The following is a 19985-nucleotide window of genomic DNA, read 5'->3' on the forward strand; positions in this document are numbered from 1 at the left end:
GGGGGTGCCTCTATGTCTTTCGTCAAGGCGCCCCTGTCGGGTTTGGGGTGGTTGGTGCTTGCTGAGGTTATGCGGCGAGTTCGACGTCGTCGGGTGTGCGGGGTTCGTAGAAGGTTCCGTCGCGGAGCATGGCGAACAGGACGCTGATGCGATGGCGGGCGAGGCGCAGAAGTGCCTGGGTGTGGGTCTTGCCACGGGCTCGGCAGCGGTCGTAGTAGGTGCGGGAGGCGGCATCATGCAGAGCGGCGAACGCGGAGAGGAACATCGCGCGTTTGAGCTGCCGGTTTCCGCTTCGGGGTGCGTGTTCGCCGTGGATCGAGGTCCCGGACGACTTGGTCGCCGGCGCGAGGCCGGCGTAGGAGGCCAGGTGGGCGGCGCTCGGGAACGAGCTGCCGTCGCCGACGGTGACCAGGAGGACTGCGGCGGTCCTGACGCCGACGCCGGGCAACGACGTCAGGACCGGGGAAAGAGGGTGAGCCTCCAGCAGTTCGTTGATCTGCGTTTCCAGGGCCCGGCGTTGTTCGTGGACCGCCGCGAGCGAGCGGGCCAGGGAGGGGACCACGATGTCGAGGGTGCCGGTGCCAGGGACGACGACGGTCTGTTCGTCGAGCGCGTCGAATACGTCGTCGATGAGCCGGGCGGCCATGCGCGGGGCCTTCGGGCGGATCAGTTCGACGAGTCTGCGGCGGCCTGCCTTGCGCAGGGCGGCCGGAGAGCCGTGGCGCTCCAGCAGCCAGGTGACGGCCTGGTGGTCGAGGCGGGGCCCGAGAACGCGCTCCAGGCTGGGGTGGAACTGGGTGAGCAGGCCGCGTATCCGGTTGGAGGTGCGGGTGGCCTCGGCTGCGAGGTCCTGGTCGAAGCCCGCGAGCACGGTCAGCTCGGCGGTGATCTCGTCGGTCAGTTCCAGCGAACGCAGGGTGTGGGGCATGGTGCGGGCGGCGTCCGCGATCACCGCGGCGTCCTTCGCGTCGGTCTTGGCCTCGCCCGGGTAGAGGTCAGCGATCCGCCGCATGGCCAGTCCGGGCAGGTAGGCCACCTGGCAGCCCGCGTCACGGGCCACCGCGAGCGGGAGGGCGCCGATCGAGGCGGGCTGGTCCACGACCACGAGGACAGTGCCGAACTTGTCGCGCAGCTTGTCAAAGACGGCCCGCAGTTTCGGTTCGCTGTTCGGCAGCGGCTTGTCGAAGACCTTCTTCCCGGCCGGGGTCAGCCCGTGCCCATGATGCGTGCTCTTGCCGACGTCCAAGCCGAGGAAGACGCCCACGCCGTCAGTGTCGATCACTGTGCCCCCACTCGTTCGTTACGTGCTGGCCTGGGCATCGGGGCCGTTCTCGCGCATCCACGTTATGCAGACCTGCCGCCCGCGGATGGCTGGGCATTGCGCCCGGCCAGGCGGTGGTCGGACCTCTCATCAGCGTCTCCGACGGCACCTCCCGGGCCCGGTGACACCACCCCCCCCGGTCATCCGTGCGACAGGGGGCAAAAGTCATGCCGGGCCCGGAGGCCAGCGGCCCTCTTGCAGGACCGCGAAAAACATAACGGGGCCGCTTTGCTGCGGCGTGGGGCAGCCGTGACGTCCTGGACGCGGTGCTGGTCCGCCCGGAGCTGGTGGCGGAGATCAGTGCCGACCGGGCCACAGGCCGCGGCGGGGTCTTCCGCCATCCACTGTGCTTCAAGCGCCTGCGCCTGCGGCTGGATGTGACGGTGGAGGACGTTGCCCGGTTCTGTCAGGGTGCGGCCGCGGCCGCTGGCTGAGCGGCCGCGGGACAGGGTGGGGCTGGCGGCTGGACTCAGCCCTGACCTCGGTTGTGGCGTGGCGGGACAGGCCGCGGCCGTTACTGCGCAGGGAACCTGCTGTGCCGGCCCGCGGCCGCGGCCCGTGGAGGGTGTTAGGGGATGACGATGGAGAACGAGGCGTCTTCGTAGACGCCGGGCTTTCCGGTGACGACGAGGAAGGTGTCGGTGCGGGTCCCGCACGAGGGGTGCGGCCACATCGAGATCCGGACGTCGTACTCGAAGCTGATGTACTGCAGGGTGGCGGTCGGGACGAGCTTGCGGATGTCGAGGTCCTTGTCCTCCAGCTCGACGCAGTAGTGGCCCGCCGCGGGCTTGGTGACGGCCTCGGCGCCCTTGGACCGGTTGCCGTTGCCGTTGCCGTTGCCGTTGACCACGGCCGCGGCCGCGGCCTGCGCGTAAGGGGCGGTCACCTTCGCGGAACCCGGGGGAGCAGCCACCGCTGTCCCCGCCCATGTTCCGCCGGCGAGGAGACCGAGGGCGACGCTGGTCCATACGGCTGCGCGGGTCCTCTTGCTCATGGACATGTGCGGTTTTCCCCTCTGTGGTGTGTGCCGGCGTCCTCCCCGGGCCGCCGGCACACCCGAAGCTAGGGGCGCCGCCACGGCCCCCATGGTCCGCACGGGGTGAAACCACCGGTTGACGGGGCGCGGGAGGCGACCCTCGCGGACCGCTGCGATCCTTCGGCGCATGGGCGTCGGGCTTCCACGGGCGGGGGTTTGCCTCACCCCTGGGGCTTCCGGTGGGCGATGCCGGGACCTGTGGTCGTACGTGTCGTGCGTGGCGTCCTGCGCGTCGTGGGTTGTTGTCGGACGGAATCGTTTAACGGTCAGTCGACGATTCGGTTGGCGGGGACGTCGCAGATCAGGTACGGGATGCGGGCCTGACATGCGTCACAGGAGTGGGCGGTCCAGGAGTTGGTGGCGCCCTGGCCGTGCCAGGGCCGCATGCGGGTGTGGTCCGCTTCGGGGCCGACGTACACCATCTCGCTCATGCGCAGGTAGTCGACGGAATTCCATGGGAGTTGCTTTTCGCCCAGCCCGAGCAGGAGTTTGACGGCGGCACACCCCTTTTTCAGGCCCCTGTGTTGCGGGTCCAGATCCACCCTCTCGCCCCGGACGGTCACCCATCCCGTGTGGTCTTCAGGGAGCCTCGGGTTCACCGTCTTCCAGGCTCCCTCGTGATAGCTGATGCCGGCGAGGTGCTTGTCCTGGATCCACCGGGCCGTCCACGGCTCTTCCGCATTTGGTGACCCGCTCGAGGCGATGAGGAAGTGTTCCCCCCCGCTGATTCTCGCCTCCAGCGCGCCCATCATGAAAGATGCCTTGGGGTTGTTGATCAGGTCCTGGTCCTGCCTGAGGTTGTGGTCGATCGTGACGAGGACATTCCGCAGCTGCGCGCTGTCGGTGACCTCCGGGATGCCGTGGAGAAGCTTCCCTCCCTTGTCTTTCTTGTTCCTTGCGTAGCGGCATCGAGGGCAGGTGTCGGAACTTTTTCCGCCGTGCAGGAGGTTCGGCGCGCGATCCGGCTTCTGAGGCTTTTTCTTCGGGGGCATGAGCAGCTCTCTCGAATCATCAAGGAAGCGGACGGAAATTGCACGAGTCGTATCATGCCACCGTCTCGCCGTGAGGGCGTGAGTCCATTTTCGGACGCCATCGGGTGACGCTCTGCTGCGGCCCGATCACTCTGTCAAAGTCGCTTTTTGATCTACTTCGGTTCAGAACTACCGCAGGTCGTGGCCGGTTTCATGGGGATCATTGCCTGATGAATCACCTGATATGACAACAAAACAGTCAATAATGGGATTCTCTTACAAACCGACGAAAGCACTCGAGGTGACTGCCCTGCGCGTGGCTTGATCACCTCTTGTGCGGATTCCGGCGCTGATAGTGTTTGCCGGAATTGCATCCGATATCGACGACGGTGCGTACCAGTGCAGTCAAACGGTCGGGAGGAAATGCGTTGTGGCGATGACCGCAGGCAGGCTCAAGGAATGGTTGAACGGCCTTTCCTCGGGGCAGGATCTGGCTCTTCCCGATGGGCTTCCGGACGAGTTGGAAGGTCTCGGGAACGCGGTGAACATCAACGCCCTTGCGGATTGGTTCACTGTCGGAGTCGGCCTCACGGACGTCGACCCGGACGCAGGCAATCTGTGTCTCGGCGGAACCATCGACGCGGCCACACCGGCGATCGCCCTGTGGTTCTTCACCGCCGACGACTCGGAATCCGTGGCCGACGACGCCGAAATCATCGGTGTCCAGATCGCCCTGTCGCTGAAGGACCATCCCGTGATGTCCGTCCTCGGCGGCATCGGACTGCGGGACCTCCTGCTGGTCTACGAGATCCGCATGCTGGACGGCGCCGCGATCCGCGAGCTCTACGCCCAGGCCGATCTCCCCGCCCAGGACGGGGAGACGCTCCTCGTCACCTGCGCGCTCGACTTCGCCGCGGGGCAGCAGAGCTTCGAGTTCATCGTGGAGCTCGAGTCCGGAAAGGAGTGGCACGTCGCCGAGGCGTTCTTCGCTCTGTTCGGCGTCGCCCCGCCGCAGTTCCTCCGCGACATCGCGCTGGAGCGCCTCACGCTGGCGTACGACGGGGGCACCGGAACCACCGGATTCCGGGTGAACGTGAACACCCGGTTCCCGCTGGGCGACACCACCGCCGACCTCGACGTCGAGGCGACGCTGACCAAGCAGTCCGACGGCCAGGGGTACGACCAGGAGTACGCGGGCCGCCTGCTCCTGGAGGTGCCCGCGCAGGGCGGCGACGACGACGAAAGCGCCCGGCTGGGGTTCCTGGGCCAAATCGTCAGGACGAGCGCAGGAGCCTGGGAACTGAGCGCATCCCTGGAAAACCGCGGCGAGGCCCTGACCCTGGCCGACTTGGCCGCCGCCGTGGGAATCGACGTTCCCCCAGACCTGGAACCCCTCGTCCCCGCGCTCCACGCGGCGTCGTTCACCTACCGCTTCCCCGCCGGGCCCTCCACGCCGGGTTCGCTGGTGGTGTCGGCGGCGGTCGGACGGGTCGGGGTGGTGGTGGCGTCGGTGCCCACCGGGGCTGCGGGGAGCGCTGTGGCGCGCCTGGTGGCGGTGCGTGGGGCCGTGGGGGCCCGGGCCTCGGATCTGCCGCTGGTGGGGGAGAGTATCCCGGCGGGTCGTGACGTGGTCGTCACGGGCGCTCATTTCCTGTATGCGGACGCCCCGTTGCCGCTGGACCGGGTCCGGGAGTTGAACTCGGTCGTCGCGGGCATGCCCGGCGCGGACGAGGGGCTGCTGCCCACGCTGCCGGAGGAGGCGCTGCAACGCGGTCCGATGATCTGGGCGACGCCGACAATCGGCGACGAGGTGCTGCCGCCGCTGGTCCTGCGGCCGAACACCGGCCCGGCACTCGCTCTTTCGCTCGCGGCGGCCCGGGACCCGGCGCCCGCGGACGTGGTCGAGGGCGCGGTCGTGCTCGGGCGCGAACGCGGCGACGCCACCCACGAGATGGACCTGCTCTTCGGCCCGGTACGGATCCGTCGGATCAGCCTCGGCTACGCGCGCGGCCGGTTGTTCGTCGCCTTCGGCGCGATGTTCCCCCTGGGCCCGGTCCAACTGGACATGATCGGCCTGGGCCTGGCGGTGGGCCAGGACTTCACCGTCACGCAGGTGCTGCAGGGCTCGGGCGTGCGCGTCGAGGCGCCGCCACTGAAGGTCACCGGCGCCCTGGAGGTCCGCGACGACGACAAGTTCGCCGTCTACATCGCGGGCCTGGTCACGGTGGAGGCCGGGTTCTTCGCCATGCAGGCGGCCGGTAGCTACGCCCGCAGTGTGGATGGCTGGTCGTCGGTGTTCCTGTTCGGCGAGATCGCCGCCGTAGGTGGGGCGGCGCTGTTCGTCGCACCTCCGTTCACGGTGACCGCGGTGTCGGCCGGGTTCGGGGTCAACAGCACCCTGCGGATCCCGGCCATCGAGGAGCTGGGAGAGTTTCCGCTGGTGGCCAACCTGGCCAGCGGGGGCTCCGGCGACAGCCCGCAGGAGGCCCTGGAGGCGTTGGCGGACTGGGTGCGTCCCGCGGAAGGGCGCTACTGGGCCGCGGCGGGGCTGGAGTTCACCCTGTTCAAGTTCATCGCCACCCGGGCGCTCGCGGTGGCGGAGTTCGGCGATGACCTGAAGCTGGCGCTGCTCGGCCGCACCTCGGTGACCTTCCCGCGCGACACCAAGCCGGGCAAGAAGGTCCACGCTCGCCTCGACATCGACCTCAAGCTCGCCTACCAGCAGTCCCAGGGCCTTTTCTCCCTCGATGCGGCGGTCGGTGCCGGCTCGTTCGTCTTCGACCCGGCCTGCCGGCTCACCGGCGGTATCGCCGTCTACCTCTGGACGGCAGGCCGACACGCGGGCGACTTCGTCATCACCGCCGGCGGCTACCACCCCACCTTCGAGAAGAACCTGCCCGCGCACTACCCCCGCCCGGCCCGGCTCGGCTTCATCTGGTCGCCGGACAGCAAGATCATGGTGAAGGCGGAGGGCTACACCGCGCTCACCCCGCACGCCTTCATGGTTGGCGGGCGGCTCGCCGCGACCTACACCTCCGGGCTGCTGTCGGCCTGGTTCACCGCCTACCTCGATGTGCTGATCCAGTGGCGGCCGTTCTATCTCGAAGCGAACCTGGGCATCGGCATCGGCGTCGCGTTCACCATCAAGGTCCTGTTCGTCAAGGTCCGGGTGTCGATCGAGGTCGGCATCGACCTGGCGCTGTGGACCCCGCCGTTCGGCGGCCGGGCCACCGTCAAGGTCTGGTTCGTCTCGTTCAGCTTCGACATCGGCTCCAAGCGCGTGGAGCTGGACGACGCCACGTGGCCCGAGGTCCACGAGCAGCTCCCGGAGCCGCTCAGCATCACCCCGGTGGCGGGGCTGCTCGCCGACGTCGACGCCGGCGAGCTCGCCGCCCGCCGCGCCGACGGCGACCCGGTGCTGGTGGCCGCCGCCGGGCTCGTCTTCACCGTCGAGACGGTTATCCCAGCGACCGCGATCCACCTCAACCAGGACACCGACTACGCGACCGCGCCGCACGGCGGGATCAGCATCCGGCCGATGCACAAGGACCGCTCGATCGCCTCCGAGTTCGTCGTCACCGTCGTCAAGGTCGGTGACGCCGACTACGTCATCTCGGAGGATGACTGGAGCGTCGAGGTGATCGAACGCGGCGCCCCCGCGGCGCTGTGGGGCCGGCCTCTGGCCAAGCCCGACGACGCCCTCGACGAGAGACAGGAGGCCTTGCTGCCCGGCCAGTTGGCCGGGCTGCGGTTCGAGGTCAAGCTGCCCGAGACCGCGGGTGAGATCGGGCCGGTCACCTCGGCCGCGCTCGCCGTGACCCCGGTGTTGCCCGCCGGCCATACCCCGCTGCGCAACGGCGGCAAGCAGGGCCCCGTCCCCCTGACCGACCCCCGCAACAGCGTCGACACGATCGCCGAGGGCATCGACTCCACCACCAAGGCCCGGCGCGCCGGTGCCTACCGCGCTCTGCACCGCCTCGGCCTGGCCCCGGGCGCCTGCGGCGCGTCCCTGCCCCGCTACGCCAGCAAGGCCCCCGACTACCTCGTCTCCTCGCCTCTGACCACGACCGCGCGCTAGTAAGGGAGCCTCCGTGGCCACCGGACCCGACCTGAACATCACGTTCTACGACTACCTGGCTCCCCGCCTGACCGCCGGCAAGTACCAGGTCCACGCCGAGCACGAGCTGACGGAGGGCGGCGTCGACATCACCACCCCCGGCGCCCGGATCGACCCCGTGGACGCCGAATTCGAGGTGCGGGCCGTCCGGTTCGTCCTCGACGAGTCCTCGGTGCAGGCGGTGTACCCGCCATCCGGGTCCTCGGGTAACTACCGGACCGTCCTGCCGCACATCACCCTCAACCGGTCCATCCTGCCGTGGGAGCGCGAGGTCAAGTGGTCGTCGCGGGCCGTCCGTGCTCCGTGGATGGCCCTGCTGATGTTCCAGGCCGGCGAGCTGCCGGACGACCCCGAAGGCATGGGAATCGCGACCTCCCGCACCGTCGCCGAACTGTGCCGGCCGAAACCGGAAGATTCAGCCGTGCAGCCCCCGGCGATCGATCCGGACGACCTGGATCCCAAGACCCTGGGCTCCACCTGCCGCACCATCGACGTGCCCATCGACCTGTTCAAGGCCCTGATCCCGCGTGAGAGTGAGCTGGACTACCTCACGCACGTCCGAGACGTCTACGAGCCCAGCCCCGACCCCCGCGCCGACGGCGAGAAGCTCACCCCGGGCTCGTTCGCCGTCGTCACCGGCAACCGCTTCCCCCTGGGCGCGGTCGGCCCGCGCGCCGTTCACCTGGTCTCCCTCGAAGGCCACGACGAGCCATTGAAGGGCCAGTTCACCACCGGCGCCACCCACATCCGGCTGGCCGCGCTCTGGTCCTGGTCCTTCACCCACGACCCGACCGGCCGTCTCGACCCGCACAGCCTGCTCAAGGCACTGGTCGCCCACGGCGCCCTCGACGCCGAACGCCTGGCCCTGCGCCTGGAGTCGGCCGCCGAGCCCGGCGCCAGCCCCGACGCGGATGAGCAGGACGCCCGTGAGCGGCTGCGCCTGGGCTACGTGCCCGTCCCGCAGCGGCTGCTGTCCGGTGAGCTCAGCTACGCCTGGTACCGCGGCCCCTGCACCCCCGTCACCGTCCAGGACCTCCCCCGTGGCTATGACGAGGACCCGAAGACCCAGACCACCGCCGATCACGCCCTGATCTACGACAAGGACTACGGCGTCTACGACGTCAGCTACGCCTGCGCCTGGACGCTGGGCCGTACCCTGGCCCTGGCCGACCCCGAGTACAGCGCCGACCTCGTCCGCGCCCGCCGCGAACTGTCGAACCAGGCCATCGGTTTGATGGCGCTGGCCGCCGATCCCGCCCGTGCCCGCGCCGCCACGCCGAGGGCCGGCCGCAGTCACGCGGATGCCGAGACCGACCTGCGCCCAGGCCTGGGGTGGCTGCGCACCCTCGCCATCGAGAGCCGCGACCTGCCCCGGGCCCTGGCCGCGCCGCAGTCCCGCGCCCCGATGCCCGCCGAGCCGCCGCCCGCCCCGCTGAGTCACGGCGACCGGCGGCTGCTGCTCGGCACGGGCGCCCGCGCGGCAGCCCTGCGCCACGCCGCGGACCACCGCACCGCCGGCATGCCCGCCTGGCTGGACCGCGCCGTCGCACTGCACGGCATCCCGTTCGGCTATCTTGTCCCCGATCCGCGCATGCTGGCGCCCGAGTCCCTGCGCCTGTTCCGCCTCGACCCCGGCTGGATCGACGCCCTCCTCAATGGCGCGCGCAGCGTCGGCCTGCACACCCGCCTCGACCAGCAGCTCGACGACACCCTGCACGCCGCGGTCGGTGCCCGCCGCACCACCGCGACACCCACCGCCGGACTGCTGCTGCGCTCCGCACTCGTGCCCGCCTGGCCCGAGTTCGACCTAGTCGTCTACACGGCCAACGGCCGGCCGCTGACCGAGCTGCGCCGCGACCGCCCCGCCCCCGACGTGCTGCTTCTGCTGTTCGACGACGTCCCCGACTCGATCGTGATCCGCGAACCCGGCGAAGGCATCCACTTCGGCACCACGGCGGACGGGAAGATCGCGCTGCGCGCCCTGGTCCCTGACGACGACTACGACCGTGGCGAGCCCATCGGACGGCCACTGCCCGCTACCGAGGGAAAGACCGTCTTCACCGAATTCCTGCGACCCGACAACCCCCATGGCGTGCTGAACCTGCTCGACAGCGGCGGAATCGTCGGCGCCCTCACCACAGCGCTGAACCACCCGCGGCAGCTGACCGCAAGCGAGTTCGCCATCGAGATGATCAATTCGCCGCTCGAGCAGAAGCTGGTGCCCGCCACCGGAGGCCGCAGTGAATGACACCCACCTGAACACCAGCGCCGACACCGAGCTGATCGTCCCGATCCGCCTGCACACCCTCGTGGTCAACGCCACCGTCACGGCCGACCACACCTGGACACCCGCCTTCAGGTTCATGCTGGAGCGGGCCGCTGACGCCGAGCCCCCGAACCCCACCTACGGGAGCCTGGGCACCGGCGTCCACATCCAGTGGGAACTTCCGGAGGCACTCAGCCGCGGCCACTTCCACTCGGACACCGGCGAGACGACCTTCCCCCTCGTGCCGAACCGCTGGCTGGTGGTCCGCTACGCCACCAAGGCGGGGCGGCGCCAAGCCGTGGGCTGGGTAGTCCACAGCGACTACCTGCAGAACAGCGACTACGAAGGCACCCTAGGCAACGGCACCAGTGCCTACATCACCGACCGCAGCCCGAGCGGCGAGACCGTGGCCACGCACACCGACATGATCGGCCGCAGCCACCCGCTGCAGGATACCGACGGGCAGGACCGTCCGTGGACGGACCCGGATCCCGAGGGCCGTCACCCGCTCTTCCTCACCGCGGTCGGGCCCGGTCTGCCGGCCTTCGCCGCCTTCGCCTCCTACCACAAGAACGTGTTCTGCCTCCACGACACCCTGCTGGACCTTAAGCTCCCCGGCGACAGCCACGTCGCCGACAACGAGCTGAGCTACCTGGTGGTCGGCTGGTACTCGGACCCGGACGCGGACATCCTGACCAAGGCCAGGGAGATCCCCGGGCTGCTGCCCGAGGGCGCCACCATGCAGGAGCTGCTCGCCGCATTGGAGTGGACCGCGCCGTCTACGACGCCAGCTCTCAAGCACACCCGCTACTGCGGAAGTTCACTGGGCATCAAGTGGAGTTACAACCGCCCGATGCACTCCACCCAGCCCACCAGCCCCGCCGCTCTCAAGGTCGCCGTCGGCCACAGCACCGCCGAAGCCTTCGCCGAACTGGTCCGCGGGCAGACCCGCAAGAACCTCGACGGGGACCTCGTCAAGGCGCTGTTCACCGGCACCATCGACACATACGGCCTGCCCGAGGGCGCCGTCGAACTCGACGAGGCCACCCGCCGCGCCTGGTACGCCGGCAGCGAGGGCGGCCACATCTGGGAGATCCTCCCCCGGCCCAGCGAGGACCCCGCACCTGCCACACCCGTCCCCGACTGGCTGGCCGACCTCAACCGCGCACAGGCCGAGTACGACAGCCTCGCCGACCGTCTCGCCCGCGCCAGGGCCCGCCTGTGGGACCTGTGGTGGCTGCGGCACCTGCCCGAAGCGCACCACGACCGTCCGCCCGGCTTCAACGACGAGGCCGACGCGCGGCTCAACCCCGAGAACGCCGACAGCATCGCCGCCGAGGTCCAGGGCTACCTGGACCGCATGGCCCAACTGCGCACCGGCCGTGACGCCCTGCCCATGGGCGACACCCCCGAGGCCTTGCAGTCCGCCATCGACACCTACGCCACCGACCACAACCTTCCACCCCGGCTCGAACTCAAGCGCACCGCCCACACCCCCTACTACAGCCCCGCCGACCCGGTCGTCGCCATCACGGGCGCAGGCTCCAACCAGCCGCTCGGCCGCGACCCCGACGACCCGCTGCCCTGCCGGCTCCCCTCCGCTCTGCTCACCTCGATCACCATCGACGGCATCCCGCCGTTCCTCCCCGACCCGACGGCCCCGCGGCCACCCCTGGCCAACCTGCCCGCGATCTGCGCAACGCTCCTCAACGAGTTCGCGCTGCTGGACAAGGCCGCCTTCACCAGGGTCGGCGAGGGCATCGCCACCGCTCTCGAGACTGCACTGTCCACTCCCGGTGCCATCCAGGGCACGGCGCCCGAATATCTCGGTGTGTGGCAGCAGCCCTGGACGCCGATGTATCTGCAGTGGGAGATCCGGTACTGCCCGACCCCGTTCCGCAGCGGGGCCAGGGACAACTGGACCTTCAACGGCACCACCTACCAGTGGACCGGCCAGGGAGCGCTGGCTCACGGCGGCGCGGAGAACCAGTGGCCCGCCTTCACCGGCCGTTCCTACCTCACCCCCACCACACCGTACGTGCTGCGCCGGCAGGTCAGCCGCTACCTGCAGACATACCCCGCCGCTGAGACCGAGGGCCTGGACCAACTGCTCGACATCTACGCCGACCTGGACGTCCTGTCGCAGACCCTGGACGGCTTCAACGACTGGCTGCTGCGCCAGGAGGGCGGCGCCCGGCTCGTCCCGTCCGCCGCACTCGCCGACGCCGAGCTGCTCGGCGACCCCCAGGGTGTGCCGTCCCCCGGCGAACCGGACGCCGCACCCGACGACGATGAGCGCTTCCAGCCGGTGCGTGCGGGCCAGTTCTATTTCCACAGGCTCCAGATCATCGACCGCTTCGGTCGCACCGCCCCGTTCTTGTACAACAACGACCCCGGAACGCTGTGGCCCTACCCGGCGGCCAGCGTGCTCCCCGACCGCGGCAAGCCGCTGTACGTCCCGCAAGGTGAGGAGCGCCCTCCGAACAACCACCGCTTCATCCAACTGCCGCCGCGGCTCATGCAGCCGGCCCGGGTCCGCCTTGAGCCGATCCGCGCCGCGGACAGCGCCGTCTACTTGGGACTGCCGCCGGCCGACGACCCCGCGGCGACCCCGGTCGTCGGCTGGCTGATGCTCAACTACCTCGACCAGAACCTGCTCGTCTACGCGCCCGACGGCTCCCCGCTCGGCGAACTACGCGTGGTCGGCGACGGCTCACGCGTCGCCTGGACCATGCTGCCCCACGCACCGTACGCGAGCCCCGAGGAGTTCACCGGCGTCTACCCGGAGCTGTCCAAGATGATCGTCGCCCTGCGAAACAGCGGGCCGATCTCGTTCGACGCCCTGCTGACCACCATCAACGACAGCCTGGAGAGCGTCACCGATCCCAGTGCGCAGGCCGACCGCAACCCGGCCCGCCTGACCGGGCGGCCCGTCGCCCTGATCCGCGCCGAACTCGCCATCCAGCTCCAGGGCCCGCCACTGACCAACCCCAGCTGGCAACAGATCCTCGACCCGGACCACGAGGACTACCCCGACTACACCTGGCCGGTGCGGCTCGGCAACCCCGAGCTGCTCGAAGACGGACTCATCGGCTACTACGCGAGCCAGTCCGGGCCGGGCGGTGACACGCACTACGGCGTCCTCAACACCGTCGAGAAGAAACCGCCACGCGACCGCTACCTCAACCCGATCACCACCGGCACCGACCTCGCCCTGCGGGCCACACCCAGCGGCGAGTCGCAGGTCCACCACCTCACCCTGCTCGCCCACCCACACACGGCCATCCACGCCACCACGGACATCCTCCCCGTGGCCGACCTCGCCCTGGACGCCGACCTCGTCCACAAGGCACTGGCCAGGATCGAGGCATCCTTCCGGCTCGACCCTCTGCTCGCCCCCACCAGGGCCGGCAACCAGACCGCCACCGCCTTCGACACCCTCAGCGAGATGCCCGGGCACGGCCTCGCCAACCTCCTCGACGGCGACCTCGGCACCTGGTACCTCAGCGAAGCGCCCGCCACCCGCGACGACTGGATCGCCCTGGACCTCGAGCAGGTACGCGACGTCCACCGCGTCGACCTCTATCCGGGCGACGCCATGGGGGAGAACCAACTGCCCGCCTGCGAACTGGAATCCTTCGACGAAGACGACCAGGAGTGGACCCCTCTCGACAGCTTCGCGGCCGGCGCGGAAATCCACTACAGCCCCACCGAGCCGGTGCCCGCCAGGCACCTGCGGATCCGGTTCACCGCCGACGCATCAGGCCCCGTGGCCGTCCGCACCTTCAACGCCACCACCAACGCCGGCGACAACGGGCTCGTCATGCCCCGCCCCGCCGCCTGGTTCGGCGACTGGTCCTGGGCTGAGCCCTACGACGACGCCGGCGACAAACCGCACTGGGCACGCCTGCCGATCCTGCCCGCCGACCGCTCCGCCTACCTCGACGACGCCGTACCGACCGCCCGCGCCGGCTACCTCCAGCTGCGCCCACGCCGCGACTGACCCGCAAGGAGCGCAACCATGGCCACCGCCACCGAACCACCCCTGCTGTCCTACGCGTTGGAACCGAAATCGATCGCGGTGAGCACGCCGACCAAGCCCAAACCGGGCAAGCTGGGTATCGTCGCGATCGCCGACACCGACGTGTACTGCGACGGCATCATCATCAAAATCCCGATCGGAACTGGTGAAGAGGACCTGACGACCGACAAGACGATCACGGCCAGGCTCGAAAGTGACAACGAGAGCGTGCCCGACGCCTGGCCGTACGAGGAGAAACTGGAGGCGGACGGCAGCGTCCTGGCCGTTGAGTTCACGCCGAACGCCGCCGTCCGCATCCCCGCCGGAACGACACTCACCCTGCACATCGCCGACTTCGACATCAACGAGGAGGTCGGCACCGCGCAGATCACGATCACCGAACTCACATCACCGACATCCGGTGGCCCCTACCCCCCGCGGACGACCTCGCGCGAGGTGAAGAAGACACCCCCCGGCTTCTACCTGAGCAACTTCACCCCCGACCACATCGCGGTAGACAACGGCGATTCCGTGGTGCTCACGTGGGACACCTCAGGCGGAACCAACTACCGCATGTACTGGGACGACCTGTCCGAGCCCCTCAGCACCGACGACACCGCCTGGCGCTCCCCCGCACTCACCCGCACCACCGGCTTCATGCTGCAAGCCTCCGTCAACACCCGCAGCGGCCGCTCCCTCATCCTGCACACCCTCACCACCGCCGTCACCGTGACCAACCAGGACATCGCCGCCCGCGACATCGCCGTCAACGGCACCCTCGACATCGGCAACGGCCCCGGCACCGCCACCACCCATCCCAGCCTCGGCTTCGCCGACCTGGACGGCACCCGACACCTTCCGTCCGCCATGACCGACGGCAGCCGGAACACCTACTGGCGCAGCGCGGGCCTTGGCCACGTCAACTCCTGGGTCCAGATCGACCTCGGCAGCGAACGCGACATCACCATGGTCGACATGTATCTCGGAGCACCGGACGGCCTGTTCGACTTGAACACCTGTGTCCTGGAGTCTTCAACCAACGGCACCAGCTGGAGCACGTACGCCAGCATCGCGGCGTACGCGAAGGAGTACCACGGCACCATTGCCCGAACCGCCCGCTACATGCGCCTGAAACTGACCGCCGGACGGTCTACCCCGATCGCCATCCGCTCCTTCGAAATCACCACGACCCCCCGCGGCGCCACCATCACCCCCGACGGCGCCATCATCTACGGCCCGGTGCAAATCCAGGGAGACCTCTTGGTCGGCGGCACAGTCATTTCCGCTGGGGGTGTCACCGCCCCCACCCTCAGGACGAAGACAATCACGTCACTGGCCAACGTCCCACTCACCATCGAGAACAATCCCACCCTCAATCCCGCCAACAAGGTGAAACTCGAACTTGGCTACGGCACCATCAAGGCAGACGGCGAAATCGTTGCCACCGACGGCCTCAAGGCAGACGGCGAAATCGTTGCCAATGGTGGGGTCGCCATTCCCTCCATGAAGCCGCTCGTGGTGGACACGATCCAGATTCCCGACCCTGCGGGTGCTCGCAAGCAGGTGGTGTTTAACTCCCCCGTCTGGATTCAAGAGGTCCCCCTCCCTGCCGGTACCCCCGCCCATCTCACCGTCAGGGGCTCGGTGGATGTCAGCGGAGCCCTCAACGCCAAGGGTAAACTCGCAGCAGTTGGCGACGTTGAGTTCACCGGGTCGGTACAGGGATACCGCAGTACCTACGCACGCAGCTGGGCGCAGGGCACGGTACCCAAAATCGGCAATCCTTACACCGCCACAGCACCAACGGACGGCGTCCTGTACGGACATATCCTGTGCTACGACAACACCGCCTACAACGACAACATCGGATACAAAGGTAGCCTCTTCTTCATCGTTGCCGGACAGGCCTATCGCTGTGACGCGCCGATCCTGCGTCAATCCGGTGCCGGCGCACAGCATTACACAGTTACCGCACCGGTCCGCAAGGGCGACTCTATTAGGGTCTACCTCACCCACGACACCACGTCGATCTGGTACAGCAAACTCGCGGCTGCCCTGTTGTGGCGCCCGTTCGGCCTGGACGCCGCCCTCACAGGGTTCTCCAGGGCAACGTTGTCGGCTGAGCTGCCTGCATTCACCGAAGAGTTCGACAGATCTGGGGGAGACGCGACGGCCGACACCCTGCCGGACTCGGAGTAGCTGACCTGAACCCCCGACAGGTTCCAGAACTCCGATCAGTCCGCTGGGTTGGGGTTTCATGCAGGCTGCGGGGCATCTTGTTCGGGGAGCGGGGCACTCGTTGAGCGTGAGCTTCCCCTCGTAGCGTGGAGTCCGTGACAGCAGGGGATGTTGGTTGTCATGGCGGAGAAGCGTCGGAAGTTCACGGCGGAGTTTCGTGAGGGGGCGGTACGGATCGTGACGGAGACCGGGAAGCCGGTCCCCGAGGTCGCGGAGGGCCTGGGGATCAACAAGACGACGCTGGCGAGCTGGGTCTCGCGAGCGAAGCGGGCCGGGAAGACGGCGGCAGAGGACAAGGACGCATTGATCGCGCGGCTGACGGCGGAGAACGCAGCGTTGGGGTGTGTCCAGTAGACGGCTGATCCAGTAGGGGTCAGATGGGAGCCGGGGTGGGCCGGCCTTCGAAGGCGATCTGGAAGGCGTTCAGGGGTGCCTTCCAGCGCATGGTCCACCGCTTGCGGCCCTTGCCGGTCGCCTCGCCCGGAGGGCCTTCTCGGAGATCTTGAGGATCGGTGATTGGTAGGGTCGGCTGGTGGTGTGCCCAGGTGAAGTTCCACCAAGGCCGGGTAGTTAGCGTTTCTGCAGGTCACGTGGCGGTTCCCGTTGGGGTGGTTGCCGCGTAGCGGCCGGTGCGAACTCTCTTGATCAGTCCTCTTTCGGTCCAGCGGGCGAGTTGTCGGTAGGTGGCGACCAGGGTGACGTCGCCGAGGAGTTCGGCGATCTCTCTGGCCCGCCACTGCCGCTCGGGCTCTGCCTGCAGGACCGCGAGGACGCGGGTCGTGCGGTTGCTGATCTGGCCGCGGCCGACATAGTCAGGGACCGTGGTGGCCGGCAGCGCGGGGCGAGGGGGCGGGGGTGGCAGGAGAGCGATCGTCACGGAGGTCACGGTCCGGCTCTGGTCGGGGCGGCCGTCCATCTTCCTTTCCGCGTAGCGCGAGGTTGGCGATTTCACCTTGCGGGTACTGACACGGGGCCGGCGCGGCGGGGCCAGCTCCGACAGGATCCGCCGTCCGATGGCCCCGATGCCCTGCTCGAAGACTTCTTCCGCGCGTACCAGCAGGTCGCGGGCGGTGTGGAGAGCGATCGTGAAGCCGCAGCGGTCGGGGTCGGTGCCCGGCCGTGACTCAGCCGCCTCGGCGATGGCCCGACGCAGGAGCTGGTAGCAGATCAGCAGGGCCCACATCTCCTGCTCGACGCCGCCTGGGTCGCACGAGCGGAGGACGCGCCCGCGCAGAATGGTGTGGCGCAGGGCGTAGTAGGCGCTCTCGTGTTCCCAGCGTTCGTGGTAGAGGCGCACGAGTCGGTCGGCGGGGTAGCGCCGGGCGTCCAGCAGGGTGGTCACCAGCCGGTAGGAGCCGTCGAAGGTACTGCCGTCGGCGCACGTGACGCTTGCCTGGGCCTCGATGATGCGCACGGCGACAGTGCCGATGACCGAGAGGTACGAGGAGTCCGGGAGGGCCGTGAGGACAGGCGGGCGGCGGCGCTGTCGGATGCGGCCCACCACGTGGGCGCCGGTGGCGTGCACGGCGGCGAGGAAGTCGTTGCTGTCGAAGCCCCGGTCCCATAGCACCAGCATCTCGGGGCCCAGATGGTTCAACAGGCGGGTGGCGTAGGAGGTTTCGCCCTCCCGGGTAGGGCCGAACACCGCGCCGATCACGGAGCGGGTCCCCGTCTCGACCAGCGTCATGAGCTCGATCTGGGGATAGCCACCGTGCGGGCACCGCCCCAGCCAGCCCCGATTGCGCTCACTGTCCGGGGTCTTGATCGAGCTGCAGCCGTCGAAGGAGACCGTGCGGTACGGGCCGAAGCGCACGCCCGGCGTCCGTGGCGGAGACAGCACTCCGGCCACCACCTCGAACAGGGCTTTCATCGGAGCGCAGCCCACCCGGCGGCGCAGATCACGCAGACCCTTCGCGCTGGGGGCCGGCCGGACACCGTCGATTCCGGAGGTCAGCCTGTCCCACACCAACCGGTAGCCGACCTCCGGAAACAGGCACATCGCCACCAGGAAGTACACCCCGACCCGCGAGGGCAAGTCCCGAAGACGCTGCTGGACCGCGCGCGTCTCCTCCAGGACTGCATCCACCAATTCGAAGGGCAGGAAAGGAGTCAGGCCACCGAGCTGCCCGGCAGCGAACCTCCCGGCAGCCACAGTGACCGTACGGGTGATGGCCATCACGGGAGTCGGCGGGACATGATGAGACGGCAACGGAGCTCCTCGGATACAAGCTGTCTTGGTCGACTGCCTGTACCAACGAGCTCCGTTGCTCTATGTCGGGCACACTTTCAACTGACTTGCGTGACCTGCAGAAACGCTAACTACCCGGCCTTGGAAGTTCCACCCTGATCTTGGACAGCGGGTGTTTACGCTGGGCAGTACCGGGTGGGCATCACCTGCTGGGCAGTTGGCAGCAGCGGCCGCACCAAGCCCGCGGAACAGAGTGTCTGGCTCGACGCCCGTCATGTCCGCCCCCTCGAAGGCGGCGACTACAGCCGCATCCCCACCCTTGCCACTCCCACCACCGACGGGCGGCAGGCCTGGACAGTACAAGACCTCCCTCACCGCCCCGGCCACCCCGGAGCACGCCTGATCCACGTCATCGGCTGCCAGCCCCACGCCGCACCCATCACCCTCGATCAGGCCCTCGACATCCTCCGCCAACCCCGCGCGGTCACCTGCCGCGAATGCCACGCCGCCACCTCCCTGCCGACCGCAACCGATCCCCAGCTCACCCAACCTGACCGCTCTGCGCCCTGAACCGGTAGAGGCGCTGTCCCGGCTCGGCAGTGATGCCGGTGCCCGAAGCGACTGGACAGGCGAAATGGGGCGTATGAGCGAGGACGCGTTACTGAGGTTGAACTCGTGGTGTCGTAGGGGCTGACGGCTCGTCGCCTGTGCGGTATCACCGAAGGCATGCGGTATCCACAAGGGGGCGGGCTGACCGCCGAACGGCAGCAGTTCCGCGAGGAGTTACGGCTAAAGGCGGCCGAGAGGTTCGCCCTGGGCGAGGCGAGCTCGGTGATCGCGAAGGACCTGCGGGTCAGCGTCCGTTCGGTGCAGCGATGGCGGCAGATGTGGGACGAGGGCGGTCCCCGGGCTCTGCGGTCGCAGGGGCCGGCGTCGCTGCCGAGGCTGAGTCAGAAGCAGTTCACGCAGCTGGAGGCGGAGCTGGCCAAGGGTCCGGCCGCGCACGGCTGGGAAGACCAACGCTGGACCCTGAGCCGTGTGAAGACGGTGATCGGCCGGCGCTTCCACCTGACCTACACGGTCCAGGGCGTGCGGAAGCTGCTGGTGCGCAATGGCTGGTCCTGCCAGGTGCCTGCCCGTCGGGCCGTGGAGCGGGACGACGATGCGGTCGCGGGGTGGGCCAAGGAGGTGTGGCCCCGCGCGGAAGGTTAGCGGCGGCCCGTGGGGCCTGGCTCGTCTTCGAGGACGAGGCCGGCTTCTCCATGACGCCGCCGCACGCGAAGACTTGGTCTCGGCGCGGCCGGACCCCGGTGGTGCGGGTGCGGGGCCGTTCCCGCAGACGGATATCCATCGCCGCGCTGACCTGCTACAAGCCCGGCCACCGGTCGCGGCTGATCTACCGGCCGCGCAGGGACGACGGTCAGCGCGACGGACGCAAGAGCTTCTCCTGGCGCGATTACCGGGACCTGCTGATCGCCGCCCACCAGCAGCTCGGGGGCCCGATCGTGCTCGTCTGGGACAACCTGAACGTTCACAAGGCCGCCGGGCTGCGGGAGTTCGCCGAAGCCCGGGACTGGCTGACCATCTACTACTTGCCGCCCTACGCACCCGACCTCAACCCCGTCGAAGGGATCTGGTCACTACTGCGGCGGGGCTGGCTCTCCAACGTCGCCTTCAATACCCCCGAACACCTCGTCCAGCGCATCCGACGCGGCCTCCGGCACATCCAGTACCGCAGCCACCTGATAGACGGCTGCCTCGCCGAGACCGGCCTGACCATCAGACCCACCTGAACGACCCAGCGACATCACGAGTTCAACCTCAGTA

13 protein-coding genes are annotated in these 19985 nt (G+C 68.9%); 9 read left to right on the top strand and 4 right to left on the bottom strand.

Annotation, left to right across the window (positions count from 1 at the left end; all coding sequences use genetic code 11):
* Positions 1–67: 67 nt before the first annotated feature.
* Positions 68–1282 carry an IS110 family transposase gene (locus tag FVS66_RS22975; protein WP_149180445.1) on the bottom strand — a complete coding sequence of 405 codons (1215 nt, stop codon included), beginning with the start codon at positions 1280–1282 and terminating at the stop codon, positions 68–70.
* A gap of 305 nt (positions 1283–1587) precedes the next feature.
* On the opposite strand from FVS66_RS22975, the gene FVS66_RS22980 reads away from it, so the two are divergent.
* Positions 1588–1755 (top strand): hypothetical protein, encoded by a 168-nt coding sequence (locus tag FVS66_RS22980; protein ID WP_187645654.1) that lies wholly within the window; start codon positions 1588–1590, stop codon positions 1753–1755.
* Positions 1756–1889: 134 nt separating this feature from the next.
* Here FVS66_RS22980 and FVS66_RS22985 read toward each other — a convergent pair whose 3' ends face one another.
* Entirely contained in the window at positions 1890–2321 is a 432-nt protein-coding gene (locus FVS66_RS22985) for a hypothetical protein (RefSeq protein WP_149183098.1), read from the bottom strand.
* A 302-nt stretch (positions 2322–2623) separates the two neighbouring features.
* Positions 2624–3349: a hypothetical protein gene (locus FVS66_RS22990; protein ID WP_149183099.1), complete on the bottom strand. Its 726-nt coding sequence runs from the start codon at positions 3347–3349 to the stop codon at positions 2624–2626.
* Positions 3350–3764: 415 nt separating this feature from the next.
* On the opposite strand from FVS66_RS22990, the gene FVS66_RS22995 reads away from it, so the two are divergent.
* The 5 genes from FVS66_RS22995 (at position 3765) to FVS66_RS23015 (ending at position 16324) form a co-directional block, all read left to right on the top strand.
* Positions 3765–7406 (top strand): DUF6603 domain-containing protein, encoded by a 3642-nt coding sequence (locus FVS66_RS22995; RefSeq protein WP_316248209.1) that lies wholly within the window; start codon positions 3765–3767, stop codon positions 7404–7406.
* Positions 7407–7419: 13 nt separating this feature from the next.
* Complete coding sequence (locus tag FVS66_RS23000) at positions 7420–9693, top strand: hypothetical protein (RefSeq protein WP_149183101.1); 2274 nt, start codon at positions 7420–7422, stop codon at positions 9691–9693.
* The gene (locus FVS66_RS23005; RefSeq protein ID WP_149183102.1) at positions 9686–13714 is read left to right on the top strand and encodes a discoidin domain-containing protein; all 4029 of its coding nucleotides are present in this window, start codon (positions 9686–9688) and stop codon (positions 13712–13714) included. Before FVS66_RS23000 ends, FVS66_RS23005 begins: the two co-directional genes overlap by 8 nt.
* An 18-nt stretch (positions 13715–13732) precedes the next feature.
* A complete protein-coding gene (locus tag FVS66_RS23010) occupies positions 13733–15931 on the top strand; it encodes a discoidin domain-containing protein (RefSeq protein WP_149183103.1) in 2199 nt (732 codons plus the stop codon).
* Positions 15932–16090: 159 nt separating this feature from the next.
* Positions 16091–16324: a transposase gene (locus tag FVS66_RS23015; RefSeq protein ID WP_187645656.1), complete on the top strand. Its 234-nt coding sequence runs from the start codon at positions 16091–16093 to the stop codon at positions 16322–16324.
* A gap of 232 nt (positions 16325–16556) precedes the next feature.
* Here the strand turns inward: FVS66_RS23015 and FVS66_RS23020 are convergent, their stop codons facing one another.
* Positions 16557–18146 carry an IS4 family transposase gene (locus FVS66_RS23020; RefSeq protein WP_149183105.1) on the bottom strand — a complete coding sequence of 530 codons (1590 nt, stop codon included), beginning with the start codon at positions 18144–18146 and terminating at the stop codon, positions 16557–16559.
* 207 nt (positions 18147–18353) lie between these two features.
* On the opposite strand from FVS66_RS23020, the gene FVS66_RS36935 reads away from it, so the two are divergent.
* The 3 genes from FVS66_RS36935 (at position 18354) to FVS66_RS23030 (ending at position 19951) form a co-directional block, all read left to right on the top strand.
* Entirely contained in the window at positions 18354–18728 is a 375-nt protein-coding gene (locus FVS66_RS36935) for a DUF6233 domain-containing protein (RefSeq protein ID WP_222946974.1), read from the top strand.
* Positions 18729–18884: 156 nt separating this feature from the next.
* Positions 18885–19370 (top strand): winged helix-turn-helix domain-containing protein, encoded by a 486-nt coding sequence (locus tag FVS66_RS23025; protein ID WP_149180423.1) that lies wholly within the window; start codon positions 18885–18887, stop codon positions 19368–19370.
* 50 nt (positions 19371–19420) lie between these two features.
* Positions 19421–19951, top strand: a complete 531-nt coding sequence (locus tag FVS66_RS23030) for a transposase (RefSeq protein ID WP_262386880.1) — start codon at positions 19421–19423, stop codon at positions 19949–19951.
* Positions 19952–19985: the final 34 nt, after the last annotated feature.

Source organism: Streptomyces sp. TRM49041, assembly GCF_008271805.1.
Lineage (GTDB): Bacteria > Actinomycetota > Actinomycetes > Streptomycetales > Streptomycetaceae > Streptomyces.

Excerpts from the sequence above, each read along its gene's own strand:
- FVS66_RS22985 (WP_149183098.1), bottom strand. The coding sequence starts at position 2,321 with ATGTCCATGAGCAAGAGGACCCGCGCAGCCGTATGGACCAGCGTCGCC.
- FVS66_RS22990 (WP_149183099.1), bottom strand. The coding sequence starts at position 3,349 with ATGCCCCCGAAGAAAAAGCCTCAGAAGCCGGATCGCGCGCCGAACCTC.
- FVS66_RS22995 (WP_316248209.1), top strand. The coding sequence starts at position 3,765 with ATGACCGCAGGCAGGCTCAAGGAATGGTTGAACGGCCTTTCCTCGGGG.
- FVS66_RS23010 (WP_149183103.1), top strand. The coding sequence starts at position 13,733 with ATGGCCACCGCCACCGAACCACCCCTGCTGTCCTACGCGTTGGAACCG.
- FVS66_RS23015 (WP_187645656.1), top strand. The coding sequence starts at position 16,091 with ATGGCGGAGAAGCGTCGGAAGTTCACGGCGGAGTTTCGTGAGGGGGCG.
- FVS66_RS23020 (WP_149183105.1), bottom strand. The coding sequence starts at position 18,146 with ATGGCCATCACCCGTACGGTCACTGTGGCTGCCGGGAGGTTCGCTGCC.
- FVS66_RS23025 (WP_149180423.1), top strand. The coding sequence starts at position 18,885 with ATGCGGTATCCACAAGGGGGCGGGCTGACCGCCGAACGGCAGCAGTTC.
- FVS66_RS23030 (WP_262386880.1), top strand. The coding sequence starts at position 19,421 with ATGACGCCGCCGCACGCGAAGACTTGGTCTCGGCGCGGCCGGACCCCG.